26 protein-coding genes are annotated in these 26,283 nt (G+C 39.4%); 10 read left to right on the forward strand and 16 right to left on the reverse strand.

The window, feature by feature from the left end; translation table 11 throughout:
• The first annotated feature begins 277 nt into the window (after window positions 1-277).
• Together HWQ41_RS15195 and HWQ41_RS15200 are read left to right on the forward strand one after the other, a co-directional pair.
• Window positions 278-1,915, forward strand: coding sequence for an AAA family ATPase (locus tag HWQ41_RS15195; protein WP_292764109.1), 1,638 nt, complete (start codon window positions 278-280; stop codon window positions 1,913-1,915).
• 75 nt (window positions 1,916-1,990) lie between these two features.
• On the forward strand, window positions 1,991-2,365 hold the full coding sequence (locus HWQ41_RS15200) for a DUF1257 domain-containing protein (RefSeq protein WP_292764112.1): 375 nt from the start codon (window positions 1,991-1,993) through the stop codon (window positions 2,363-2,365).
• 279 nt (window positions 2,366-2,644) lie between these two features.
• Here the strand turns inward: HWQ41_RS15200 and HWQ41_RS15205 are convergent, their stop codons facing one another.
• The 10 genes from HWQ41_RS15205 to HWQ41_RS15250 form a co-directional block, all read right to left on the reverse strand.
• The gene (locus HWQ41_RS15205; RefSeq protein ID WP_292764115.1) at window positions 2,645-3,439 is read right to left on the reverse strand and encodes a GUN4 domain-containing protein; all 795 of its coding nucleotides are present in this window, start codon (window positions 3,437-3,439) and stop codon (window positions 2,645-2,647) included.
• Window positions 3,440-3,446: 7 nt separating this feature from the next.
• Window positions 3,447-4,046: a hypothetical protein gene (locus HWQ41_RS15210; RefSeq protein WP_292764118.1), complete on the reverse strand. Its 600-nt coding sequence runs from the start codon at window positions 4,044-4,046 to the stop codon at window positions 3,447-3,449.
• A gap of 82 nt (window positions 4,047-4,128) precedes the next feature.
• The gene (locus HWQ41_RS15215; RefSeq protein WP_292764120.1) at window positions 4,129-4,341 is read right to left on the reverse strand and encodes a DUF4351 domain-containing protein; all 213 of its coding nucleotides are present in this window, start codon (window positions 4,339-4,341) and stop codon (window positions 4,129-4,131) included.
• Between the two features lie 18 nt (window positions 4,342-4,359).
• Window positions 4,360-5,256 carry a DUF4351 domain-containing protein gene (locus tag HWQ41_RS15220; protein WP_292764123.1) on the reverse strand — a complete coding sequence of 299 codons (897 nt, stop codon included), beginning with the start codon at window positions 5,254-5,256 and terminating at the stop codon, window positions 4,360-4,362.
• A gap of 323 nt (window positions 5,257-5,579) precedes the next feature.
• The gene (locus tag HWQ41_RS15225) at window positions 5,580-7,664 is read right to left on the reverse strand and encodes a WD40 repeat domain-containing protein (RefSeq protein ID WP_292764126.1); all 2,085 of its coding nucleotides are present in this window, start codon (window positions 7,662-7,664) and stop codon (window positions 5,580-5,582) included.
• Window positions 7,665-7,855: 191 nt separating this feature from the next.
• The gene (locus HWQ41_RS15230; RefSeq protein WP_292764129.1) at window positions 7,856-9,040 is read right to left on the reverse strand and encodes a WD40 repeat domain-containing protein; all 1,185 of its coding nucleotides are present in this window, start codon (window positions 9,038-9,040) and stop codon (window positions 7,856-7,858) included.
• A 259-nt stretch (window positions 9,041-9,299) separates the two neighbouring features.
• Window positions 9,300-10,496, reverse strand: a complete 1,197-nt coding sequence (locus HWQ41_RS15235; RefSeq protein WP_292764131.1) for a WD40 repeat domain-containing protein — start codon at window positions 10,494-10,496, stop codon at window positions 9,300-9,302.
• Between the two features lie 242 nt (window positions 10,497-10,738).
• Window positions 10,739-12,298: an Hsp70 family protein gene (locus tag HWQ41_RS15240; protein WP_292764133.1), complete on the reverse strand. Its 1,560-nt coding sequence runs from the start codon at window positions 12,296-12,298 to the stop codon at window positions 10,739-10,741.
• 74 nt (window positions 12,299-12,372) lie between these two features.
• Complete coding sequence (locus HWQ41_RS15245; RefSeq protein ID WP_292764136.1) at window positions 12,373-13,011, reverse strand: hypothetical protein; 639 nt, start codon at window positions 13,009-13,011, stop codon at window positions 12,373-12,375.
• 38 nt (window positions 13,012-13,049) lie between these two features.
• A complete protein-coding gene (locus HWQ41_RS15250; protein ID WP_292764138.1) occupies window positions 13,050-13,262 on the reverse strand; it encodes a DUF2997 domain-containing protein in 213 nt (70 codons plus the stop codon).
• Window positions 13,263-13,737: 475 nt separating this feature from the next.
• Between HWQ41_RS15250 and HWQ41_RS15255 the strand changes: the two genes are divergently transcribed.
• The 4 genes from HWQ41_RS15255 to HWQ41_RS15270 all read left to right on the forward strand — a co-directional run bounded on the left by HWQ41_RS15255 (window position 13,738) and on the right by HWQ41_RS15270 (window position 17,645).
• On the forward strand, window positions 13,738-14,892 hold the full coding sequence (locus HWQ41_RS15255; RefSeq protein ID WP_292764141.1) for a hypothetical protein: 1,155 nt from the start codon (window positions 13,738-13,740) through the stop codon (window positions 14,890-14,892).
• A 342-nt stretch (window positions 14,893-15,234) separates the two neighbouring features.
• Window positions 15,235-16,716, forward strand: a complete 1,482-nt coding sequence (locus HWQ41_RS15260; RefSeq protein ID WP_292764144.1) for a CIA30 family protein — start codon at window positions 15,235-15,237, stop codon at window positions 16,714-16,716.
• Between the two features lie 8 nt (window positions 16,717-16,724).
• A complete protein-coding gene (locus HWQ41_RS15265; protein ID WP_292764147.1) occupies window positions 16,725-17,072 on the forward strand; it encodes a hypothetical protein in 348 nt (115 codons plus the stop codon).
• Window positions 17,073-17,111: 39 nt separating this feature from the next.
• Window positions 17,112-17,645, forward strand: coding sequence for a dihydrofolate reductase family protein (locus HWQ41_RS15270; RefSeq protein ID WP_292764151.1), 534 nt, complete (start codon window positions 17,112-17,114; stop codon window positions 17,643-17,645).
• 143 nt (window positions 17,646-17,788) lie between these two features.
• On the opposite strand, the gene trxA is transcribed toward HWQ41_RS15270, so the two are convergent.
• Together trxA and HWQ41_RS15280 are read right to left on the reverse strand one after the other, a co-directional pair.
• Window positions 17,789-18,142 (reverse strand): thioredoxin, encoded by a 354-nt coding sequence (gene trxA, locus HWQ41_RS15275; RefSeq protein WP_292764155.1) that lies wholly within the window; start codon window positions 18,140-18,142, stop codon window positions 17,789-17,791.
• A 240-nt stretch (window positions 18,143-18,382) separates the two neighbouring features.
• A complete protein-coding gene (locus tag HWQ41_RS15280) occupies window positions 18,383-18,694 on the reverse strand; it encodes a hypothetical protein (protein ID WP_292764158.1) in 312 nt (103 codons plus the stop codon).
• Window positions 18,695-19,160: 466 nt separating this feature from the next.
• Here HWQ41_RS15280 and HWQ41_RS15285 point away from each other — a divergent pair, with 466 nt between their 5' ends.
• Window positions 19,161-19,370, forward strand: a complete 210-nt coding sequence (locus HWQ41_RS15285; protein ID WP_292764160.1) for a hypothetical protein — start codon at window positions 19,161-19,163, stop codon at window positions 19,368-19,370.
• Window positions 19,371-19,507: 137 nt separating this feature from the next.
• Here the strand turns inward: HWQ41_RS15285 and HWQ41_RS15290 are convergent, their stop codons facing one another.
• Entirely contained in the window at window positions 19,508-19,690 is a 183-nt protein-coding gene (locus HWQ41_RS15290) for a hypothetical protein (RefSeq protein ID WP_292764163.1), read from the reverse strand.
• 126 nt (window positions 19,691-19,816) lie between these two features.
• The gene (locus HWQ41_RS15295; RefSeq protein ID WP_292764166.1) at window positions 19,817-20,125 is read right to left on the reverse strand and encodes a hypothetical protein; all 309 of its coding nucleotides are present in this window, start codon (window positions 20,123-20,125) and stop codon (window positions 19,817-19,819) included.
• 324 nt (window positions 20,126-20,449) lie between these two features.
• Between HWQ41_RS15295 and HWQ41_RS15300 the strand changes: the two genes are divergently transcribed.
• Entirely contained in the window at window positions 20,450-20,707 is a 258-nt protein-coding gene (locus HWQ41_RS15300) for a hypothetical protein (RefSeq protein ID WP_292764168.1), read from the forward strand.
• An 84-nt stretch (window positions 20,708-20,791) separates the two neighbouring features.
• Here the strand turns inward: HWQ41_RS15300 and HWQ41_RS15305 are convergent, their stop codons facing one another.
• Window positions 20,792-20,953: a hypothetical protein gene (locus HWQ41_RS15305; RefSeq protein ID WP_292764170.1), complete on the reverse strand. Its 162-nt coding sequence runs from the start codon at window positions 20,951-20,953 to the stop codon at window positions 20,792-20,794.
• 126 nt (window positions 20,954-21,079) lie between these two features.
• Between HWQ41_RS15305 and HWQ41_RS15310 the strand changes: the two genes are divergently transcribed.
• The gene (locus tag HWQ41_RS15310) at window positions 21,080-22,750 is read left to right on the forward strand and encodes an ABC transporter ATP-binding protein (protein ID WP_292764172.1); all 1,671 of its coding nucleotides are present in this window, start codon (window positions 21,080-21,082) and stop codon (window positions 22,748-22,750) included.
• 382 nt (window positions 22,751-23,132) lie between these two features.
• Here the strand turns inward: HWQ41_RS15310 and HWQ41_RS15315 are convergent, their stop codons facing one another.
• Window positions 23,133-24,074 (reverse strand): hypothetical protein, encoded by a 942-nt coding sequence (locus HWQ41_RS15315; RefSeq protein WP_292764175.1) that lies wholly within the window; start codon window positions 24,072-24,074, stop codon window positions 23,133-23,135.
• 285 nt (window positions 24,075-24,359) lie between these two features.
• Here HWQ41_RS15315 and HWQ41_RS15320 point away from each other — a divergent pair, with 285 nt between their 5' ends.
• Window positions 24,360-26,213: an FAD-dependent oxidoreductase gene (locus HWQ41_RS15320; RefSeq protein ID WP_292764177.1), complete on the forward strand. Its 1,854-nt coding sequence runs from the start codon at window positions 24,360-24,362 to the stop codon at window positions 26,211-26,213.
• The last annotated feature ends 70 nt before the right edge of the window (window positions 26,214-26,283 follow it).

Here is a 26,283-nt window from a genome sequence, read left to right on the forward strand (position 1 = left end):
AAAACCCTTCATCTGCGTAGGTTGGGTGGAGGAACGAAACCCAACATTTTCGTGGGTGGATTTGTTGGGTAACACTTAAGTTCCACCCAACCTACGATTATCCTTAACCCAAGCGTATTGCAACCAGCGATCGCAAAACCTCTTGGCAATACGCAAAAAAGCAAATACACTAGAAGATAAGTATTAGTACATACGTTCTCTACAAGAAAATATCAACTAAGGGCTGTCTTTGTTGTTTGTCAGTTCTGACGCCGCCACGCCATTAGTAATTAACCAAATGAGTAATTTTGATCAAAATGGAAAACCAGACGCAACTGATAGTAGCCAGAATCAGCAATATGCCTCCTTGGTAGAGCAACTTGATTTGATGATTCGGGCACGGTATCCCTTACTGTATGTGATTTCCGTTGAAGAAGAACCTGTGGAAGAAGTGTTGCAGCAAGTTGCATTGCGTTCTGTGCCCAAACGACAGCTTTTATTTTGGGATATTGTCCGGGGTTGGAGTGATAATGGTGCAGATAAAGGTTCGGTGATGGCGGCGTTAGGGCGAATTGGTAAAGCTGATGCCCAAACACCTGCAATGTTTATACTGCGGGATTTGCACCCATTTGTGAAAAACCCGACTACCGAGAAGAATGCCCCGATTGTGCGGGAGTTACGAAACTTGACACGGGAGTTAAAGCGATCGCGTAAAATTATCATCACCACCAGCCATACTTTAGAACTTCCTGATGAGTTATTGCAAGAAGTGACAGTAGTTGATTTTCCCTTACCTAGTGTTAGGGAAATAGATAATTTAATCCAACAATTGGTAGTACCAGATAAGTTAAATGTCTCCGGTTTAGGGCGGGAACAGTTAGTTAAAGCCTGTCAAGGTTTAAGTCGCACCCGGATTTCGAGAGTGTTGGCAAAAGCTTTAGCTGCTAAACAGCAGGTAAATGAGTCTGACATTGACGGCGTATTAGAAGAGAAAAAGCAAGCAATCCGGCAAACTGGTATTTTAGAGTTTTTCACACCACAAGAATCACTCAAACGAGTTGGTGGATTAGATCAACTCAAACAGTGGGTACTGATGCGTCAAGATGCTTTTACCGAAGAAGCCAGACGCTACGGTATTCCTAACCCTAAAGGGATGTTACTTGTGGGCATTCAGGGAACTGGTAAATCTCTCTCTGCCAAGACAATTGCTCATGAATGGCGTTTACCGCTATTAAGATTAGATTCTGGGCGTTTATTTGGTGGGATTGTCGGCGAAAGCGAAAGCCGCGTACGTCAAATGATTCAGTTAACCGAAGCAATGGCACCGTGCGTTTTGTGGATTGATGAAATTGACAAAGCCTTTGGCAATATTACCAGTAGCATTGATGGGGATTCGGGGACATCGCGCCGCGTGTTTGGCAGTTTGATTACCTGGATGCAGGAGAAAACCGCGAGTGTATTTATTGTCGCCACGGCAAATAATGTCAAAATATTACCAGCCGAGTTGTTGCGGAAAGGAAGATTTGATGAAATTTTCTTTTTGAATCTACCTACAGAAGCCGAACGCCAAGAGATTTTTAAAGTGCATTTGCAACGGTTACGCCCGAATCGGCTGCGAGAATTTAACTTAGCTTTGTTAGCCAAACAAAGTCCCAATTTTAGCGGTGCAGAGATAGAGCAAGTAATCGTTGACGCTATGCACAAAGCATTTTCCACAAGAATTGAGGGACAGCGCCGAGACTTTAATACAGAGGATATTTTACTGGCTGTAGCTCAAACAGTACCTTTAGCTGCGATCGCACATGAACAAATTGAAGCATTAAAGCAATGGGCAGCACAAGCCGGTGCAAGAACCGCCTCCAATGATGTGCTGTTGGTAGAGGAATTAAAACAATACTCAACTGAACAAGGAATAGGCCCTTTAGAAGTCGATTAAAATAGAAAAACTCTGCGTTATCTGCGCCTTGTTATTTAATCCAAAATCCCAAATCTAAAATCCCAAATTGGCATTATGTCTCATTTCACAACTATAAAAGTCCAAATCAAACGCGGTGAAATTCTGCATCAAGTGTTGCAAGAATTAAACTATCAAGTTGAATGCAACACGAATGTACGCGGATATCAAGGCAATACGACTCAAGCCGAGTATGTGATTCGCCAGAACAATGGTTATGATTTAGGTTTTCGCCGCAGTGGTGAAAATTACGAAATAGTTGCAGACTTTTGGGGAGCAAAAATTAATCAACAACAGTTTGTTAACTCTATCAGCCAAAAATATGCTCATAAAACCTTGATGGCAACAGTGCAAGAACAAGGCTTTAATGTGGAGGCAGAAGAAGTTTTAGAAGATGGAACTGTGCGAGTAGTTGTAGGGCGTTGGGTGTAATTATATCGTGAGAATCAAGATCCCCGACTTCTTGAAGAAGTCGGGGATCTGAACCTGCTGGCAATTCTCACAAGAATGAACGGTAAATTAGTAGAATTTGAAATGCACCTCTTATTTCTTTGCCAGTAATCTAGGGTAGAGAACCTATAGGCGCTGTGTTAAATTTTAATTTGGATGATTTTTTTCGCGCAAAATCGCAAGCATAACACAAAGATATTTTGTTTGTAATTTGGGGTAAGAAATTATTTATTGATAAATATTAATAATTGTCTTTAAGCTTTAAATGTCACAATTTACAAGTCTCGATGAAATAAAAGCGACAAATTCTGCTGTCTTATAATCAGATCCACCAGAGTAAGGTTTATAGCAAATACTAATAGAAGCAGGGAGGTGTCCTTTTGGTGCTTTTATATCAAAACTAATCTCTCTGTAATACAACCATAAGTGTCGTTGCATCCATCCTATCTGTAAACCAAACTCTCCCCAAATTTTATAGTTAGACTCTCGTGTTACCCCCAAGCTGTGAAAAATACGCTGTTGAACAGAAAAGCCAAAATGTCCATTACTATATTTTACCCACAAATCGTCAATAGTGCGGAGGTCTTCACAAGGGAAGTTATCAATATCTTCTTCACGCAACCAACGTTCTTTTTGCCGTTTCGCAACCGCGAACATCACTCGCCATGTTTCCTCATCCGCTTCTCTCCACTTCCCAACAGCAAGAAAGTCACGCAAGCGGGTGTAGTCTGTTATTCCTCCTAGTCTTAAATGTGCATCGGACTCTATTAAAACCTGTTGAACCCTTGTTTCTGTGCGAGTATTTAACAGCGAATAAGCTTGTTTTTGTACTTCTACAGACTCATTATTTAAAGTCTGAATTACTAAATCTAAGCCCTGCTCTCCATAATTCAAAGCTTGCCAAAGTCCTGCAATTCTCACCTTTGGGTCTGCATTCTTCAACCGTAATTTTACCCCTTCAATACCACCTAAAACTGCTGCACTTTCTAGTGAGGGAATATTTTTTCCGCCAAGTACAGCATCATATTCTCTTGGTTGATTGGTATTATCTGACATTGCTGTTTTATTTAGAAAATGCTTGCACTCTGTCAATACAGCCCTGCTGCACTGCTTCAATTAAAATATCTTTTACACCTTTTCGTTTAAAGTAAAGTGCTGCATAATTACGTTGTATCTGTGTGCCATTGAAAAGGTAATGTCGAATTCGGTCTTTACCCTCATTGGTATTAACTAAACCTAGTGTATAGTCAACTAACTTAGTAGTCGCGGTATTCTGTTCATTTTCCAAACTTTCCATGAGCGTATCAACATCGGATACTCCACCAGTGCGCCCCATAGCAACAAAAACATCATATCTACTGCTTTTTTGATATTCCTGAAGTGCTTGTTGCACTACGGAATCTTGTTTATTTACAAGTAGTAAATAAGCTGCTTGCCGTATTTTCCATAATTTATCTTCCAACGCCAATATTACTAATTCCAAGCCTACTTCGCCATACTTTAGCGCTTCTTCTAGCGCCGCAATTTTTTGCTCAACAACTGGATTTGCCAAGCGTCTTTTAACACCTTCTAGTCCTCCCAAGACTACAGCACCAGGCGGGGCTTTTTTTTGACCACCAAGGACAGCATCATAAACTCTTGGGCGATTGGAATTTTTTGACATCGTGCTTTTACTTTTGAAACTAGCTTATTTAATTTGCGATCGCTCTTAACCCCTTCACCTGGAAACGAGGAAAAAACTCTAACTATCGACCCTCAAACCAAGCTTCTAAATCAGCAGCAGTTGTAAAATCTAGTAAAGCTTCTCCCAAATTTTCTAACTCAGCCGTTGACAAAGTTTGAATGCGTTCTTGTAATTGCGGGTTCACTTCACCTATACGGCGGTTAAGTAGGCGTAAAATCAGCGTCAATTCTCCTTGCTGTATACCTTGTCTCATCCAACTGGTGACGATTTGCATAACTCTTACCTTGGGTACTTATCTAGCCTCAAACCAAGCTTCTAAATCAGCAGCAGTTGTAAAATCTAGTAAAGCTTCTCCCAAATTTTCTAACTCAGCCGTTGACAAAGTTTGAATGCGTTCTTGTAATTGCGGGTTCACTTCACCTATACGGCGGTTAAGCAAGCGTAAAATCATCTTCAATTCGCCTTGCTGTATACCTTGTCTCATCCAACTGGTGACGATTTGCATAACTTTTTCCTCCTGCTTTGGTTCAATACTAGCAAGTTGTTCTTGAAACATTATTTCTTCTTGAGCATTCAAATCAAGATATGTATCAATAAACCCAGAAATTAACTGGATTTGTGCGGGGTTGAGTCCCAAATTCGCTAGCAATTGTAGCGACATTAGCTTTACTGTTGGGCGTTCTTGAACATCAATCCGCATTTTCGCCATCAAAGCGCTAGCTACAGGATTTCTCTGATTTACGAAATCCTGCCATTTTAATTGATTTAGCTGGACAACTTCATAATTAAATTCCAGCACCCGCTTATTGGGAAAATCGATGCGATAAGAGTTCGGTTCTGGTGTTTGCGGAGAGTCATGAGAATAAATGACTATCGGGTACACTGGGAGGGCATATTTTTCGTGCAGTCTAGCGAAATATGTAAACATTCGCTGGTTGAAATTAGTTTGGGAATAAGATTGATGTTCAGTATGAATGATAAATAAAGTATCTTGGTTTCTCACTGAGACTTGCAGAACTATATCGAGTATTTTACGTTCTCCCTCAGTCACATCTGTGAATATCTCTTGTGGCAAAAACTCTATTGAATCTCTCTCCAAGTAAGCGCTGATATCTGGAAAAAATAGCTCGATAAACTCTGGCAAGAAGTTGGAAAGAAGTTCTTTAAATAGGCGATCGTGGTCAATCATTTGATGATTTCTTCAGTAAAATGACAGTTTTTGTGATAATTTGATACTTATTACTAAATATCTAAGCATAAATAAATTAAAGTTTGTAGTAAGGACTTTAGTCCTGATAATCCTTGGTCTGAGCGATAAATCGCTCACTACAAACTAAGAGTTTATTTTATATTTAATTATGTTTACCTACTTCCGACGGGATTGTTGAGTGCGATCGCTACAAGCATCTAATCTAATTTTAAAAAATCACGTTCTTTTGATAGTGCGATCTCAATTTTGACTCATAATATTCTGACAATTTGCGGTAATTCCTACTATTACACTCACTTTTACTAAATTTGTCGTGTTGCCCATATATTAATATTACCACCCTTTCCACTAACAAGAATTTGCCCATTTTGACTGATAGATAGTACATTTTTATGATAATAATAAAATGGGTGTCTTCTTAACGAACGAACTAATTTTTCTGTATTCAAATCCCAGATTTGAATGCTTTGGTCGTTACTACCAACAAATAGTGCTTGTCCATCTGGACTAATAGTAAGACAATCTATTTGTCCGGGAAAATTACGAATTTGTGTTCCTGTTTCTAAATCACGTAATTCAATATTTTTTCGATTATGATCTCCACTAATTAAATATTTTCCATTAGGACTAATCTTGATAAATTCAACAGGTATTTCTGTTAATGTATAAAGTTCTTCCCCAGTTTCTAAATTCCACACTTGCAATACTGGATAAAGTGGCTCAGTACAACTAACCAATTTTTTGCCATCTGGACTGATAGCTAGGCGGTAAACTCCACATTTAACAGGATTTAAGTATGCCTTCTGTTGTAAAGTATAAATTTCTTCTTCTGTTTCTAAATTCCATACTTTAATATTGCCATCTAAATCTCCACTAGCTAATATTTTGCCATCACAGTTAATATCAAGAGAAAAAATTTTGTTGGAATGACCAACGAGAGTACTTATTTCTTGCCTATCTTTTACATCCCAAATTTTGATAGTTTTATCGCTACTAGCACTCAACAAAATACTGCCATCCTGGCTAGCAACTACACAATGAACTGGGGATGAATGTCCATAGAGAGTAGAAATGTTATCCCCTGTTCTAGCATCCCATAACTTGATAGTTGCATCACCGCCTCCGCAACTGTAAATAGTTAATCCATCAGAACTGAGAGCTAGAGAACTAATTGAACCTAAATGTCCTGCTACTGAAAATGTATCGATGACTTGTCCTGTATGTAAATTCCATACATTCACTATATGATCGCTGATAGTAAGAAAATTTTCCCCATGATCAGTTATTAATAAAGAGAAATCAGTCTCACAAGTCTCTTGATATGTACCTAATTTTCCACCTGTATTTAAGTTCCATTTAACAATAAATTTGTCTGTACTGTAACTAATAATTGTTTGCCAATCATAACTAATAGCAGCAGAGACTATGCGGCGTTTATGACCTATAAAAGTATTAATTAATTTTCCTGTTTCTAAATCCCATATTTTTATAGTTTTATCTCCACAGCTAACAATGGTTTTATTATCGGGACTAATAGCAAGAAAACAAACACTTTGTACATGACCTTCAAGTGTATTAATTTCTTTTCCTGTGTTCAAATCCCATACTCGGATGCGGTTATCAAAACTACCTCCTGCTAAAATTTTTCCATTTGAACTCAGAGCTATAGAACTCAGCTTTCCACAATAAACTTTTAGAGTTCGGATTAGCTGTTTTGTCTTTAAATCCCATATATCAATACTTTTGTTTTTGACACCTACAGCAGTCTGCCAGTCTGAACTAACAATTATCGAAGTAGGATAATGTAAATCTTGCTTAAGAGTTTGAAGAAGTTGACCTGTTTTTAAATCCCAAACTTGCATTTTGCCATAATCATAAAAGGCACTCAAAAGAGTTTCTCCATCTGGGCTAATACTCACATATCTAGGATCAGAATGTGATAGGGAATAAAGTTGTTTTGCTGTTTTTAAATTCCAAACTTTAATCCCATCACTTGCGCCAGTCACTAAAATTTGGCTATCTGGGCTAACTGCACTGCAACATACTGCACATGAATGTCCACTTGTGGTGCGTAAGTATCCAAAAAATTGCCAAGGCTTGTATTGACGTAGTGCCTCTTTGACATTTTCTTCCTCTCTTAAAAATAAAAGAGAGTATGCTTTATTTTGAACCTGTTCTGATTCATCTTTTAAAGCCTGAATCAACAAATTTAAACCAGGTTCTCCATAATTCAACACTTCGGAAAGTGCAGCGATGCGTTCTTCTAAAATATTACTTGACAAACGGTGTTTGACTCCTTCCAAGCCTCCTAACACCAAACCACCTAATGGTGAAGGATTATCACCACCAACTACAACATCAAATTCTCTTGGTTGATTTTCTGCCATTTTACTTTTACCACTTCACTGTTATTAGTGTTCCCAATACACGGCTATAAAATTACTTTAATTTGAAAAATGATTGCTGCATATATAGTCATATTATAGGGCGATCGCTACAATCACCTAATTTCATAAATACGTTTTATGTGGGATAATTTTTTTCAATTACAGAAGTGCGATCGCATCTATTTTTTACTTTATGGTACTCCCCAAATATTGATAGTTCCATCATTGCTACCACTTGTAATAAATTGTCCATCAGGACTAATGGCTATACAGTTAACACATCCTGAATCTCCGTGAAGCGTTTTTTTTAGGGTTGCAGTATTTAAATCCCATATTTTGATAGTTTGGTCACGACTGGCGCTAACTAAGTTTTTTCCATCGGAACTGATAACTAAAGATGTAATGTAATCTGAATGTCCTGTGAGCGTATGTACAATATTTCCTGTATCAACATCCCATATTTTGATCGTTTTATCTCCAAAAGCACCGATAATATTTTTTTCATTAGGACTAATAGCAATTATTTTAACTTCCGAAAGGGATTTGAAAGTCTTTTTTAGTCTTCTTGTCTCTACATCCCAAAGATTAATGATATGCATACCCGTCACAATAGTTTGTTTATTTTGACTAATAGCATAAGATATTGCTGCCCATGTATCTCCTTCAAATCTTCCGTAGCTTCCCGTCTTTAAATTCCATATCTTAGTGTTATGAAATGGTGTTCCACTAAATAGAGTTTCTCCATCAGCACTCAAAGCAACAAAAATTATGCTGACTCCACCTTGATTTTTAAGAAACTGTCTGCGTTTAATCTTATCTGACTTGACTTCCCAAACTTTTATTTTGACAAATTTACTTCCATCAACTAAAGTTTTTCCATCAAGGCTAATATCTAGGGAAATAATAGAACCAGACTTGACTAATTGAGTATACTTTAGTTTACCTAGATTTAAGTCCCAAGCTTTTATTGTATCGTTACGACCTCCAGTAAAAAGAGTTTGACTATCAGGGCTAATAACCATACACTGAGCTAAGTGTGATTCTCCTTCTAATATACCGATATCATCAAACAGTTGCCAATGGTCGTAGGTTTGCAAAATCTTTTTTACTTTCGCTTCTGTTCGATAACGCAATAACAAATAAGCTGATTTTTGTACTTCTTCTGATTTCTCGTTTTGAAACAAATCTAGCAATAAATCTAAGCCTATCTCTCCATAGTTGATTAATTCTGTGAAAGCTGCAATTTTGACTTTTATATCATTACTATTTAAACGAAGTTTGGCTCCTTCTAGTCCACCTAAAACTAAAGCATCAACAGGTGGAGGCACTTGTCCACCAAGTACAGCATCATATTCTCTCGGTTGATTCTCAGCCATTGTACTTTTACCACCTCACTCTAATCATTGTTCCCAATACACGGCTATAAAATTACTTTAATTTGAGAAATGATTGCTGTAAATATAGTGCGATCGCAGTTGTTATGGAAGGGGTACATCTCACTTTTGTAAAAATATCCCTATGGAATTCGCGGCTATACAGACAAAACCCACCTCCGTGGGTTTCAAATTCCTTGAGTCCGCGCAGGCGGACTTCGTTTGTATAGCCGCGATTTCTAATCGCTAGGATTTGTTTTTTCTATGGCTTAATACCCCATATTTTGATAGTTTTATCTCTACTACCACTAACAAGAGTGTTCCCATCTGGACTGATAGCTACACAATAAACCCAATCAGTATGATCTTTGAGAATGCGTTGACATTCCCCAGTTTGCAAGTCCCAAATTCTGATAGTTTTGTCTCTACTACAACTAACAATAGTGTTTCCGTCTGGGCTGATAGCTACACAAGAAACCCACCCTGAATGCCCTTCAAGTGTGAACTGAAGCTGTTTTGTCTGTAAATTCCATACTTTAATTGTTTTGTCTTTACTACCACTGACAATTGTCTGTCCATCTGGGCTAATAGCTACAGACTCAACACCATTTGAATGTTTTTTAAAAGTGTGTATCAGCTTTCCAGTTTCAAAATTTCGTACTTTGATGGTTGCGTCATTACTACCACTAACCAGAGTTTTTCCATCGGAACTGATAGCTAACGCTTGAACTAAGTAGTGTGAATGACCACTCATAGTACGTATAATTTGTTCTGTCTGCAAATCCCAGACATTAATTCCATTATTCTCACTGCCACAGGCAAGCGTCTTTCCATCTGGACTAATAATTAGGGAAAAAACTCTGTACGCAAATTCTTCTAAAGTTTGTTTACGCTGTCCACTCTGTAAATCCCACACTTTGATTTTGTGATCACCATCATAAGTTCCTCCTCTACTAACTAAAGTTTTTCCATCTTGGCTAATAACCAAGGAATTAACGTTGAAATCGGCCATAGAAATAGGTTGAAGTTGTCCGGTATGCAAATCCCAAAGATTAATGTCTCTTCCGGCACTGACAAGAGTTCTCCCATCTGGGCTAATGGCAACAACTGTGATGAGTGTATTCTGCTGTAAAGTGTGGAGGCAAGTGATATTTAGCCAGGGATTATATTCTTGTAACGCTTGTTTAACTCTTGCTTCTTCCCTGTGGCGAAGTAACGAATAGGCAGCCCACTTGAACTTTCCTGATTCATATTGCCAAGCCTGAATTACTAAGTCTAAACCTGCTTCTCCGTAATTTAGTGCCTCTTTTAATGCGGCAATTTGCGCTTCTATATCTACACTTCTCAATCGGTTTTTAACACCTTCCAATCCACCTAAGATAACACTGCCAATTGGGGCAGAATTTTGAGTACCTAAAACGGCATCATATTCTTTAGGTTGATTCTGATTCTCTGCCATTGCATTTTTCCAACTTTACTATAAGGGTTCTCGCTTGGGTGCAGTACAGTTTTGACCTCTCTCCAAACCTCTCTCCTACAAGGAGAGAGGCTTTGAATCTTACTCCCCTTCCCTTGTAGGGAAGGGGTTGGGGGTTAGGTCTGTATTGGATTGAACTGCAACGCTATATTAGTAATATTCCCATTTTTGATTACAATTCTTTTTTAAACGAACCGCAAAGGCGCCAAGACACCAAGAGAAGATTATTTTAGTTTAGCGATCGCACCCCTATCTACTAACATCTTCCCTGTCAATAAATCCTTCACTGTTACGACTAATACCCGTTGTTCATTGACTTCAAATTGTGCTTGTATTCGGTCTATTCCCGTTTGTCCAGCCGGTTCGATATGGGCGACACATACTTGTTGATGATGAGTTTCCAAAGAGCGATAACTATCTTGTTTTACTAACTGGCTGCTCGTCATCCTTCCTTGAGTATCGTAATAAACTTCCGCTTGGGAAACTTCTGCTACTTCCCCAATATCAAGACGGATTTCTCGCTGTCCCTCTGTGGCGACTTGCAGAGTTAAAGCTTCAGAACGCGCCCCTGGATACTTTGCCCCTTTTTCAATCAAAGTTAAGTAGGAATAACTTTTGCTGTGGGGTTCCCAAAGACGAATAGCATAACTGTGGCGCAGGTAATCATCAACTGCTGCCATTTCACTTAAAGCTAATGCGCCATGTGCCACAGCTTCAAAGGGTTTGTCTAACTTTACCTTTTGTCGTCCAAAATAGGAAATTACCAGTTGTTGCACGGCAGGAATTTGACAAGTACCACCCACTAATAAGACTTGTTCAATTGTAGATTTGCTGATCCCTTTAGAAAGTGCGATCGCTAATACTTCATCTATCGCCTGTCTTAACTGTTCTAATAATTGTTGATTTTCTAAAATTTCGCCTAATTCATCCCGATGCAATTGCAATTCATGGGACATAAAATTTTCATCATCAAACCAAGCTTCTTTAGCCTCATCTGTTGTTGAAAGTTGAATTTTTACCCTTTCTGCTACTTCCAACAGATTCATAAAGCCGATTTCCCCAACTTCAGCACGGGAGGAAGCGATTTTTTGCAGATAATGTTCAACAATCCATGTATCAATATCTACGCCGCCAATAAAAGCATCAGATTTTGCGATAACTTCGGCACGCACTATTTGCTGTTCAGATTCAGCGCTGACAGTCCGTACTAAACTTAAATCTAGGGTACCGCCGCCAAAATCAACCACCAAAACCACAGCCCCAGGATGCTTGACAGCATAACCAAGGGCTGCTGCGGTAGATTCATCGACAATTTGCACTGCGGGAATATTTAACTTGTCGCCCAAGTTGCGGAACCAGTCAAGATATCGCTCAAATGCACCGACGGGAACTGTGAAAATAACGCTACTAGGTTGTAATTGCTGTTCAACCTGTTGCCAAATTTCCTTGAGAAACAGTTCCGAAACCACCTCAGCGCTGTAACTATTACCATCCAACTGTCGGGGAGGTGGGACAAAATCTGCTGCCAAATCGCGTTTGAAAGCTCTAAAACAGCGTTCAGGCTGGGCAAACCCCAAGCGTTTGGCGCGTACAGATTCACCAAACCAGATGCGATCGCGTCCTTCCACAAATACTAAACTGGGTACAACGCTTACCTGTTCTGTCCCTACTTCAAAGCGGCGCGACATCGAATCAAATCTCAATGTCCGTGGTTTTTGCGTAATCAAATCGGTAGTACAAACAACAGTGTTGCTCGTACCAAAATCAATTATTACTGTTGTCATTGGTCATTTGTCATTGAGGATGGGGCATTGGGCAAGAAGGCAATATGCAACAACATTTCTTAAATTTTTAATTTTTAATTTTTAATTGTTTGTCCTCCTCCCGGTAAGGTACGACTAACTTTCGCAGGGGCAAGAATTCGTCCTTGATGCTGATAACCGACAAATCGAATGTAAACTAACTCATCTTCAGCAATATCAGCTGTATCTGGTTGATGAATCTGCGGATTGTAAGGTACTTGTTCCCAAGGTTTGCCTATCTGTTCATAACCCCATTTGCTGAGTAGGTTATCTAAAGACGTAAACATTGATAGCAGATTTTTCGCTGGCAATTCTGGTTTAATCCGCACCATCTGATGAATGCTGGGATAGTTTGTTAATAATGTCTGCAATTGCTCAAATGTCGAAAAACGTATTTCGTCTGTCACTTCAAGACGCTGCTGCTGCAATTCCTCATGCAGTCGCAAGCCTTCCTGATGTAGTGCTGCTTTTTCCAAAACAAGCTGGTGTAAGTTTTGCTCTAGCTCTAAGGAATTTTGACGTGTTGCTTTTAGTTCATTTTCTAGTAATTCAATTTGCGTAGACGCGTAGCGGCTTGTCGTTAGACATCGCGCCAACTCTAACTTGTCAGTTTCCAAGTTTGCTTTGCGGGCGATCGCAGCGCTAATTGCTGGAATAATTAACAACAGAGTGCAAATTCCTATTGCTATTGTCAAAAGGCTTAAAAGAGAAAACATTCCTATTTGCATCTTTGTTAGATTTGTTTGAGAGACTGATTTTCTGCCACTATCTCGCCCTCACCGCCTTCGTAATACTCAGGCAATAATTCTTGATTTTCAACTTCTCCTAAAGCCTTTTCAATTCCCGATGTTGTACTTGTGCAACTCGAACCAGAAGCATTGATCACTGTTTCAGTAATTTTCCCATCTTTACCAATGCGATACTCAATTTTTTGATAGTCAGCCATAATTAGAGTTTTTGATTTTTTAGGGTTTTAAAAGTGACACAATAATCATCATGTTGTACCAAATTCTAGCCAACGGCAATTAACATTGGCACTAGTACAAACAAATATGTGAGAGCTTTTGCTAATATATTAAAACAAATGTACTAGTATAATTCAATAAGATTTAACAGAATTTACGCAAAAGCAGGAAACAAACCAAGCCAAGGGCGTACATTCTTGGTACTTACACGCCGAAAAGAGCGATCGCTCTTTTTTTCTTGAGCATGGGTGGAGGATAGTGTATTAGCAACGACAATTGCAAGTCGGCAGCTAGAATTTCTCAAAACATTGTGAGTTAATAAGCTTTTCTTTAGTCCGCGCAGGCGGACTTCGTTTGTATAGCCGCGACTTCTAGTCGTCCGGGCTGATTATGCATTGATGTATGTGTATGCCGCATTTTTGGGAATTCTAATAAAGAATCACAAGGTAAAGCACCATGACAGACAATCAAAATCAACCCGGAGAATTTGATGCAGTACTTGGTGGAGAACAGGAACATCAAAACTACGCTGTAGTTTTAGGAGGACTTGAGGGGGTAAGAAGTCGGTTGAGAAGTTCGGTTGCAGAAATACGATTTATAGGCATTACTCAGGCAGCAAATTATGGGAAAGAAGGCTTAGATTTAATAATTGAAGCCTTAAATGATTCTTCTGGACAGGTGCGGAGTCTTGCCTATAATTTATTGCAGAAAAAGCTAAAAGAGCTATTCTTGGAAGGATCAAAACTAAAGGTGAAGCAAGAATTATCTAATTTTGATAAATTGCAGTTATTTACCACTTTAAAAGATTGGGTAATTCAGGACTTTAATCCCAGATATCCTCTTATTGATGCCGCAAGCATTGGATATAGATTGAAGACTATCGAAGACTTAAAATTACTACTACAATACTCCCAAGTTGGTGAGCTGCAAGCACTAATTATAAAGATTTATAGTGAAGAAAATAGTAATATTATTGATATTTTATTAGAGAATTACAAGCATTTCATTGGACTCAAAGCCTTGTCTATTTCTCCTGGTAAAAACTCAACAATTATAAACGAAGCTAGCAGAATTTTAAAAGTTTATCCTAACCTTAATTTACTAGAGGTTAGAGAATGTAATGGTATAATCTTTGACAACATACAACACAATAATTTGAAGACATTAATTATTGATAGTAGTGGTTTAATTAAGAATTTAAACAAGCTTGAATTACCTGGGTTAGAGTTTCTTGATTTAGGGTTTGGCAATTCTGGTTACATTAACATCCGACCAGATATAGATTATTTAAAACGTATTTTCTCTGGTAGCTTTTTCCATCAGGTGAGATATTTAGGCTTGAGAAGTGGTAAAAGTTATAACGCAATTGCTTCTTTCATCGTGAGTTCAGGTATACTAAATCGCCTAATTGGACTTGACCTTTCGGATGCAGACTTGGGAGATAAAGGTGCTGAAACTTTATTTAATAGTCCCCTAATAAATCGGTTACATACTCTCAACGTTAGTAAGAATCGTTTATCTCCAGCTATGGTGAAGAAGTTATCTCAACTGAAGTGTAGAGTAATTGCTGAACCACAAAAGTCTTATCGCTATAACCCTTCGTGTGAATAAACATATTTCATGAATATACTAACTTAAAGTAATGAACAATCATCCAAATCAAACCAGAGAATATGATGCAGTGCTTTGTGAAGAAATACCTCCCCCTGTTAGCGGTGTAGTTTTAGTACAAACAAATACGTGAGAGCTTTTGCCAATACATTAAAATAAATTTACTAGTATGAGTCAATAAGATTTAACAGAATCTACGCACAAGCAGGAAATAAACCGAACTAAGGGCGTACATTCTTGGTTGGACAGCTACTTACATCCCCAAGGGAGCGATCGCTCTTTCTCAATCTACAGGAATCAAACTCATTGGGCTAGACTGGAGAAAGTTATGAGGACGCAAATATGACTGACAAAAATCGTTCTCAATGGGACTTAGGCAGGTTTATCGAAACCCTGACTTACTTTGAGGTAATTCCTTTCCTTAACTGGGTACAGCAGTTAATCCAAGGTCGTCCTAAGGATAATCAAAATAGACCCAATGGAGGAAGAAACATGGGTGTAATATTAGTAGCGGGTGCAACAGGTGGTGTAGGTAAACGAGTGGTAAAGCGATCGCTCGAAGCAGGTTATAAAGTTCGCGCCCTAGTTCGAGACATTGACAAAGCGCGGTCAATTCTTGGTAATGATATAGACTTGGTAGTTGCGGATATCACTCAACCAGAAACTTTAACTCCTTTAGTTATGGCTGATATCCAAGCTGTAGTTTGTTGCACAGCAGTGCGCGTACAACCAGTTGAGGGAGACACAGCAGATAGAGCTAAATATTATCAAGGTGTTAAATTTTACCAACCAGAAATTGTTGGCGATACTCCAGAAAATGTAGAATATCAAGGTGTCAAAAACTTAGTCCAAGCGGCCGCAAAATATTTACCCCAAGCAAACGAAAAACTAATATTTGATTTCACAAAGCCATCAGCAGAATTACAGGATAACTGGGGGGCGTTGGATGATGTCGTCATGGGTGGCGTCAGTGCCAGTAATATCCAATTAGTAGAAAATACAGCTTTATTTGCTGGTAATGTCTCCACGGATAACTCTGGCGGATTTGCTTCTGTCAGAACTAAGAATTTTGATCCACCCTTCAACTTATTTGGTTACGAAGGTGTAAAATTGCGCGTCAAAGGTGACGGTCAGCGTTATAAAATATTCCTACGGACAGATACAAAATGGGATGGCATTGGCTACAGCTATTCTTTCGATACTATAGCTAATACCTGGATAGATGTTCACATTCCCTTTGCAGATTTGATTCCCGTCTTTCGGGCAAAAATTGTCAAAGATGCGCCGCCAATTGAGCAGAATAGAATTTGTTCATTCCAATTAATGTTGAGCAAATTTGAATATGATGGCGCTTTAAATCCCAATTTTTCTCCAGGTGCTTTTGCTTTGCAGTTGGAATCAATTAAAGCTTACGGCGGGACAACTTTACCACAATTTATTCTCGTCAGTTCAGCAGGTGTGACTCGTCCCGGACGCCCCGGCATTAATTTAGATGAAGAACCGCCAGCAGTGAAATTAAATGACCAATTGGGAGGAATTTTAACTTGGAAGTTGAAGGGAGAAGATAGTTTAAGAGAAAGCGGAATTCCTTATACGATTATTAGACCTTGTGCTTTAACTGAGGAAGCAGGAGGTAAGGAATTAATATTTGAGCAAGGCGATAATATTAAGGGCAAAATCAGCCGTGAGGATGTGGCAGAACTTTGCGTACAAGCTCTAAAATTAGCGATCGCTTGTAATGTCACATTTGAGGTAAAACAGGGAGATAATACTGTTAACTCTATCGATTGGCAGAAGCTATTTTCTAACTTAGAAAGAGTTTAGCTATTGACATGAAAAAAATCCAAGTGCTAATACTTGCTGGGATTTTAGTAACAATTATCTGGGGCGGGTTATTTGCCAAAACTGCTTCATCGCAGCAAGTGGAGTCCCGCATCAACAATCTGGAAGCGGACTTTAATCGTGTGGAGTCACGATTAAACCAAATAGAGTCTCAACTAGGTCAAAGTCGCCAGTCTCCATCCCCAAGAACAAGACTTACTCCACGACAGTCAACTGGTTCCAGAGGGAACTTATCACAGCCAGATCGGATGTTTGATCGACTGGCAACTTTGGTGGTTGAATTGAAGCAACAAGTCAATAAATTAGAGGAGCGAGTTTCTAAATTAGAAACTCGCTGAATATTTCAATTACCCTGTCTACTTTTCATCAGAAGCACAATGACGAAAGTTACACTCTACATAGCAGCTAGTTTGGATGGCTACATTGCTCGCAGTGATGGCGGAATTGATTGGCTATCAATCCTTGACACAGAAGGGGAAGACTACGGTTACGCTGCTTTCTACGAATCGATTGATGCTATTGTCTTGGGCAGCAAGACATATGAAATTGGGCTTAGTTTCGATGAGTGGCCTTATCCAGAAAAAAAATCCTTCGTTTTCACCCAGCGCCAACTCAAATCTGACCGCGAGGACGTTGTGTTTGTTTCGGACACAGTAAAACAGGCGTTAGCAAATATAGAGGCTCAAGGTTTTGAAAACATCTGGCTAGTTGGTGGCGGAGCATTAATCAATTCGTTTCTTCAGCACAGCTTGATTGACGAATATATTATTTCAACTATTCCAATTATTTTAGGTGGCGGTATAGACCTTTTTCCACCACCTAGCCCTGAAGAAAAATTGGAGCTGATTAACTCAAAACAATATCCTACTGGTTTACTTCAAGCACATTATAGGCGAAAAGTAAAGGGTTAAAATTTATAATTGTGCTTCAAGTAGTGAGAAGTCCGAGCCTCGGAAGCCGACCCTCGGAACTTCGGGGAATTTAAACTCCACCTGAAACGTTACTGTCGTTATTAGGCATCGGGTATAAACCCTTTTTAATGATGAATTACGAATTAGGTTGAAACAACCTCAAGAAGCTTCTGAACAGCGTTGCTGAAGTCCTCGTAAGGAGAAACTCCCACGATGGTTTCTGCTAAATTACCATCTTTGAAAATTAAAACCGCTGGAATACTGCGAAGACCGAATTTTTTGAAAATCGGCTTGTTGCTGTCAACGTCTACCTTAACGACTTTGGCGCGACCTTTGTATTCCTGGGCAAGTTGATCCATTAACGGACTGATCAGGCGACAGGGGCCACACCAAGTAGCAGTAAAATCAACAACAACGACTTTCTCTTCACTTTCAGTTAAAACAGTATCAAATTCGCTTTCTTGAACGTAAGCAACTGTGTGAGTATCAGTAGACATTTTTAATTCCTTAGTATCAAACTAAAATTTCAGCAAAAAGCTAACTATACAAACTATACTCCCTTCTGCCTGTCAGATTTACCAGTCGCTTACATTGTGAAACCCCTGCAACTGACTTTTGCTGAGTAGCGTGGATTTAATAACCTACAACTTTTGTACGTAGGGTGCGTTATGATATTGCGATCGCACCCTACCAACCTACCTAATCCAAAAATCTTACACCTTCAAAGCGTAGAAGCGTCAATAGTCATTCTCTTGATCAAACAGTTCTAACAACCCAATTGTGCCTACAAAAAAAGTATAAGTAGCATATTTTATTGGCATCTTTTTTCTTGAAGGTGCATAAAAAGCTGCTATAATGCTTTCGATAAAATGACTCGTCATGGCAAAACGCTCAATCCAAAAAATTAGATTAAGGCTGCTTGGTAGATTACTATTAGTTATTACTGCATAAATATTCCACGATTCCAATCCAATTGCGCTTGTTATAAGCATTGTAGATATAATTTTTACAAAGCTAAAAATCTCTTTCTTGATAAACTTTAAGTTCATACTGATCACAAAAAAATATTTAACATATCTACAAGACTCGGTAAAGTAACAAATAAGTTAATTTGTGTTATCTAAAATTTCCCCTAAGTCAATCAATCTTATCTCATGATTTCCATTTTTGTAAAAGCCTATAAAAAGATGGACATGGTGTATTAAGCCAATATTCCCAAACTATTGAGAATGGAACTGTGGAAAAAACTATACAGTTTTGCTGTTTGAGGGTTTTTCGTTAAAAATCCGCTCCTTACGAGGATTGAGCAAAATAGCATTGAGCATCCGATTCAATACCTCAAAGACTCCAAAAAACCGAAACTAAACTACTCAGGCAAGCAGAAACGCCATACTCGTAAACACTACGAGTAATGAAGATTAAATCACCAGATATTTAAAAAATGAGATAAGTGTGGAATAATACATAGGTGGTAAATTTAATTGCATTCTAGAGATTGAGAAGAAATGTAAAGCTATGATTGCTCAACATTACAATTCAATTCATGTTGAAAACAACTTGCTTAAACAAATCAAAATTAAAGAAAATCAGCTAAAAATTGCACAAGAATCTAATATGCTCTATGTAGCAGAAGGATTACAGAATCAATTACTAAAGTTACAGGGTCAATTGTCAGAGCCGCAAGACGTTGAAATTCAGGCGTTGATGAGTTTGCTAGACGATTAAGATTGTAAATTTGTGTTGCAAAACTTATTAAAAACACAAAAACTCTGTTAATAAAAAGCAGAGTATAGTGATTGTGATGCCTGTGGTTGTGGTTTAAGTACTATAGCTCAAGAATTAACAGTACAAGAAGTAGCCATCTAAGGGGTCATATAGCGATCTGATTTGATTTTTGAAATACACGTAGGGGAGCCAGTGCTTTGCAGAGGTTCCCGACGCTCGATTACTCGCTCTAAGCGAACGCGAGTGCGTCTGGTAGAGTTGCTATGGCGTTGGCGTTGGCGTTGGCGTTGCGTTATGCCTCTGGCTAACGCACCATCCAAAGGTTTTGGTGCCGTAATCTCGGCGATAACACAACGCCAGCCCGCTCAAGTCGGGAAACCCGCCCACGCGGCTGGCTCCCCTACATATACTTAGATTTTTTCACGCAATCAAATATGAGTCCTATATTAGGGTTTTTGCTGGGTTGGTGGTCTTTTTATCTGCGGTACTGAATCAATCTTAAGAACAGGTTTAATTGAGGGCAGTTGGCTTTGCCTAAGAATTTCAATTTCTCTCTCAATCGAATCTTTTCCTTGCCTAAAAAAGTCTTGTGAATTATATGGAACCAAGTCACGGGATAAATGTTGAGCTTGTGCTGGAGTCAAACTAGGTAAGGATTGTTCAGCATTGGCGGCAGTCTGTACAGCCAGGAAAAAAGCTGTTGAAACCACCAAGGGTTTTATTTTTATACATCCGGTGAATATCAGGTTCAACATGATTGATACATTTGTTACGTGAATGCTGCTTAAAATCATTTTGTGTTCGTCGGATTATAAGCAAAGTACACTTATTCACTTACTAATTACCTCCTACAAATGGGTGAATTAATCAGCTAAACAACTAGTACCGCAGGGCGGAATTAAAAATTAAAAATTAAAAATTAAAAATGAATACAGCGTAAGCGTTTCATTGATTTTGAATGGGTGGTTTATTTAGGCCGTGCTGTACTAGTACAGCACGGCCTAAATCCAGCTACCATCTCAATTAACTAGATATATTAGATCCCTTAGAGACCAATAACGTTCAGGGAGGATTGATTGATGGAAGACAAAATAATTGCCGTTACAAAAGAGCGTGCTTTAGTGCTTGCTAGATTGGCATTAATTCAAGATAAAGTTCTAATTATTGAAGACTCACTTAATGCTACTTATAGAGAGCGTAAGCTAGGACTTGGGGATCAAAATAGAGGATGGAGTGTATGTGCTAAACTTGACTTAGTTGGACATTGGGATCCAGATTTGGTATTTGTGAGCGTGTCTGATCCTGATGAAAAAGTAAAAATCCAACCAATACTTTGACAATCTAGCAAGTAGGGTGCGTTAGCCATAGCGTAACGCGCCATTATTGAGTTAGCAGGGCAATACCCACGAAATCAAAAACTATCAAACAAAAACATCTGGTATCGATACATTTCCTAGAGATGCTAAAATCTCGCCATCTACGACAACACCTGCAATCTGCTGTAAAGGTAGGCAAACTTCCGCATCTCCTACATGAACTGATAAAACTTGAGACAAGCGGTATAAATTAGTATGATAGAACATTGGCGGAACTCGTTGCGATCGCTAAGACAATAAAGATGTTCGCCCAACGGAGGTCTAATACTAATCTGATAGACTATCTTAAATTTGAAATTATAAAAGCTGGTAGCTCAGGGCTGATAACTAACTATGAGTGAAGCCTTATTCTGTATCGAAAATCTGCGAGTTGCCTATCCTGGGCGGAGTGGAGAAGAAGCAAGCTGGGCGGTTGATGATGTATCTTTCACCTTGCAACCAGGTGAAAGAATGGGATTGGTGGGAGAGTCGGGTTGTGGTAAGTCAACTATCGGACGGGCAGTAATGCGTTTACTACCAGCGTCTAGTCGTGTTGAGGGACGGGTGACATTTCAAGGACAATCGGTGTTTGACTTGATGCCTAACCAGTTGCGGAAATTTCGCGGAGAGGCGATCGCATTAGTTTTTCAAGATCCGATGACACGCCTCGATCCACTGATGACGATTGGTAAGCATTGTATCGAAACCCTTCAGGCGCACTCACCAGAATTATCAACGCGTCAAGCCAAAGAAAAAGCACTTGCTACTTTGGCAAAGGTGAATATTCCAGCTAGTCGCTGGAATCAGTATCCTCATGAGTTTAGCGGTGGAATGCGCCAACGGGTAGCGATCGCCTTAGCTTTACTCCTCAACCCGAAGTTGATTGTTGCTGATGAACCCACCACCAGTTTAGATGTCACCGTCTCCGCGCAGATATTGCAAGAATTAACTCGCCTGTGCGGTGAAGAAAACATGGGATTGCTGCTGATTTCTCACGATTTAGCAATGGTGGCTGAATATTGCGATCGCATTGGCGTTATGTACAACGGCAAGATGGTTGAAATGGGTTCTACAGAAACCGTATTTAGACACCCTCAACATGAATACACGCGATCGCTCTTAAAAGCAGCTTTACACATTCAAGCAGTAAAAGATAATGGAGAATTGATAATTGCCAATGACGCAGAAAAGCAATTACCGATTATTAATGATAAATCTCCAATTTTGAGTGTTACAGAACTCAAACAATACTACACCATAGAACCTAACTTGATCGAACGACTGTTTAACATACAAGCGCAGACAATTAAAGCAGTAGATGGTATCAACCTGGATCTTTATCCAGGAGAAATTCTCGGCTTAGTTGGGGAATCAGGTTGTGGTAAAAGTACGCTATCACGAACAATTTTGCAACTAATTCCTCCCACTAGTGGCAAAGTTGAGTTTTTAGGACAGGATTTAACTAAACTGTCACGTCAAGAAATTCGCTCCTCACGGCGACAAATACAAATGGTTTTTCAAGACCCTCATGCTTGTCTCAATCCAGCAATGACAGTGGGAGAAAGTATCGCTGACCCTTTATTTATCCACAATCTTGCCAATCCTGCTAAGGCAAAAGAACAGGTTTTGTGGATGCTAGAAAAAGTTGGGTTAACACCGCCAGAAGTGTATTATGAGCGTTATCCATCAGATTTATCTGGTGGACAACAGCAACGAGTTGCGATCGCTCGTGCTTTGATTACTCATCCTAAACTTCTCATTTGCGATGAACCCGTGAGTATGTTAGACGCTAGCGTGCAGTCGCAAGTGCTAGATTTGATGTTGCAATTAAAGGAAGAGTTTGAGTTAACTTATCTATTCATCACTCATGACCTTTGGTTAGCGAGATTTTTGTGCGATCGTATTGCCGTGATGAATGGCGGTAAAATTGTCGAACTCGGTCTGACAAAAACTATTTTTGATAATCCTCAGCACCCTTATACTAAAACCTTACTAGCTGCTGCTCCATTACTAGCACGCGCTTAACTAAATAAAATCAGGAGTTATGAGTTTGGGAGCATCTCACTTTTGTAAAAAGCCTTGTAGAACCTCACCCCCACCCTCTCCTTGGTAAGGAGAGGGAGCAAGAATCTTGCTTCTTGTCTGGTATATTTGCAAAACTGAGATGCTCCCTATGAGTTTAAAATTTCTAACTCCTAATACCATTTCTTTGTGAGGCTGCGCCAAACCCTTTTAACCTCTTTCTTTCTTTGCGTCCTTTGCGTCCTTTGCGGTTCGTTTTTCTTTCTTGTACTTAAATATGGTTTAGCGCATCTTCATACAGAATTGCTATAACTCCAAACTCTAAACTCTAAACTCCTAACTCCTAACTCCTAACTCCTAACTCCTAACTCCTAACTCCTAACTCCTAACTCTCTTCCCTTCCCTCAAGTAATTTAGTTGCTTCTCCACTGGAACCATATAGCTCAACGAATCTTTTAAACAGCAACCCACTCTCGTGATTTGAAGTCCTACTTAAGTTGAATAAACGCCCTATATTTTTCTCATCTAAAGCTCTGAGATACGGCAAATCTTCAAAGAGTGTCAAACAAGAAGCAAAATGCAATATTATTTGTAATAATGGCTTTGGCCACTCTAGGTCACTATAAATATCTATAAATAGGTGATGTTCTGAGTCATTTAAGGGGAACGCATAAAATATAACAATTATTCTTTTCTGATTGTAGACTGGAATACTCAGTTCAATAGTGTAGGGAGTATGTAATATTAAATCCACCTCCACAGTTGGTTGTCGCCAAATCCTCAGAGGATTAGCTGGCGAATCTAATATTGTTTCAAATCTAATTATTCCACCGATGTTTGTAGTTTGAAAGTGGCTAATATTAAGAATTTTCAGGTTATTAAGGCTAAACCTATGAACTGTTTCCAAATGTTTTAAGTTCAATAGATGATAGATTTGGCAAATATAAGGAAACGGTAAAATATACTCCTGGCTAATCATGTGGAGCTTTTTTATTTGAAGCTTGTTAGCTTGAGTACGATCAAGATATTCTTGATATTGGCTGGGGACTAAATCATTGCTATTGAAGCTTTCCTCCGGCTTGAGATATAGCCAACTCACAAAAAGGAAAGAGGCTGTAAATAACTGAGATATTTCTATAGCAGATAGATAACCATCAGCAAATGCAGCTATGCTTCTATCGGTTATTCCAAAAAGCCAAGATAGAATACCAAATTGCCAGATATTACTTTTGATTTTATCTATAAAGAGTGCTATCTCAACATTTGAGACATGGCTAGCCTTATTTACACTTAATTCATCATTCTTTTTCAAACAATTAATCAACATAAGACTTTGATATTACTTAAATAGTAGTAATCCATAGAGTTTAGATTTATGTTAAGTTTAAATACAAATATTTAGTTACAACCTCTATCTTTAGGTGTATATACAAGTTGTACTAATTCATATCCACTTAGAAAAAGTTCTCATGAGCCAGACTAAATAATACAAGTCATTCTGAAATTACATATAACCCTATATCTATCAAGTCTCCGAAAAATAAAATAAATTATCTTGTCTGATGCCAAGCTATCTGGGGAGAATATGTCGAAACTCCAGTGAGGTTAAGCAATGGTTAATCAGACATACACAGCTGATGTCTTAGTTGTCGGTGGGGGAACCGGAGGCACTGCGGCTGCTATCCAAGCGGCGCGACGGGGAGCCAAAACGATTCTGGTGAGTGAATTTCCTTGGTTGGGAGGAATGCTAACTTCGGCTGGAGTATCTGCACCTGATGGCAACGAATTAGAAGCCTTTCAAACGGGGTTATGGGGTGCCTTTTTGCAGGAATTGCGACAGCGACAGCCCGGAGGGTTAGATAACAGCTGGGTAAGCTTTTTTAGTTATCATCCCCGGATTGGGGCAGAGATTTTTGCAGATTGGGTGCAGGAATTGCCCAATCTGCACTGGATTACAGGGGAAGTGCCTTTAGAAGTGTTCCGACAAGATGATTCGATTACTGGTGTCCGCTTTGCTGATTTTGCTGTTACAGCCAAAATTATTCTCGATGGCACAGAATTAGGAGATTTATTGGCTTTAGCTGAGATACCTTACCGCTGGGGTTGGGAATTGCAATCTGAGTGGGGAGAACCCAGCGCCCCAGTGACTTTTAACTCTTTAACCCAGAGATATCCTGTGCAAGCGCCCACTTCGGTAGTGATTATGCAAGACTTTGGTGAAGCCGTTGCCCCAGAAATTCCGGCCGCCCCTAATTATAATCCATCCCAGTTTACAGGTGCTTGGGATGGCTATGGAGCAGAGACATTTTTGAATTACGGACGCTTGCCTGGGGGTCTATTTATGATTAATTGGCCAATCTGTGGCAATGACTACGCCGAAGGAGTAGGGCGACTGATAGAGTCAGATGTATCCAGAGGTGAATTCATCCAGGAATCTCGCTGGTACAGCCAAAATTTTGCCCATTTTATCCAAAAACAGCTTGGTCGTCGCTATGGTTTAGCAAAAAAAGTATTTCCTCACACCCCTACAGCTTTTGCACTGCATCCCTATTACCGGGAAAGCCGCCGCTTGGTGGGGCTAACTACTGTCCGAGAACAGGATATTTTGCCGATCGCTGGAGGTAGAGTTGCATCTATATTTAATGATGCGATCGCCCTACAGCCCTTCGGGCATCCTACGGCAGGCGTTTGCGTACCACTTCGTGGAAGCAAGCTACGCAAAGCGTCTCCGACAGGAGAAGCGATCGCAGTTGGTAACTACGCCAATGACCATCATTATCCTGGTGTTCAATTCCCACTGCAACCTAAATCTATTCGCTGGGGGGGACGTTGGACTGGGACTCCCTTTACAATTCCCTACAGTTGTCTGATTCCAGCCACAACAGATGGTTTCTTGGTCTGTGAAAAGAATATTTCTGTCTCCCACATTGCCAATGGGACCACCAGATTACAACCTGTGGTTATGGGCATTGGTCAAGCAGCAGGGATGGCGGCGGCGATGTGTGTTGAGTTAAACTGCCAGCCGAGGGATTTACCTGTTAGGGCGCTGCAAACGGCTTTATTGGCAGATAATCGCTCAAAAGCCCTAATTATTCCTTTGTTTAATCTTCCACCCAATCGTTCGGATTGGCGGCACTGGCAACTGTATTACTTAGATAACCCCCAAGCCTATCCAGTTAGTGGCGATTGCCCTTTCCCATCAGGGAATGAGTACCCTGACTCCAAGGCATTAATTCGGGAAAGTAACTGTTTCAAAGGCATTTTCTACCGCTTGTCACAGCAGGAATACAGATTCACTGTCACAGCACCACCCGCATATCAAGGGCAAAATTGGCAGCTTGTGACTTTGCGATCGCATATCGACGAGCAATTACGCGCTTATCCCCACGAACAATTAGTCACATTGTGGGGTCGTCAGAATCACTTTGGTAATTGGTTATTAGTCGAACATTTAAACGAAGGATAAGAAGAGTTTATTTTCAGTAAAACAGAATACTTTTTGATTAATTGTCCGGATATTCATTAAAAAGCTAAGT

This window comes from Nostoc sp. NOS(2021) (assembly GCF_017115025.1).
In the GTDB taxonomy this organism is placed as follows: Bacteria; Cyanobacteriota; Cyanobacteriia; order Cyanobacteriales; family Nostocaceae; genus Nostoc.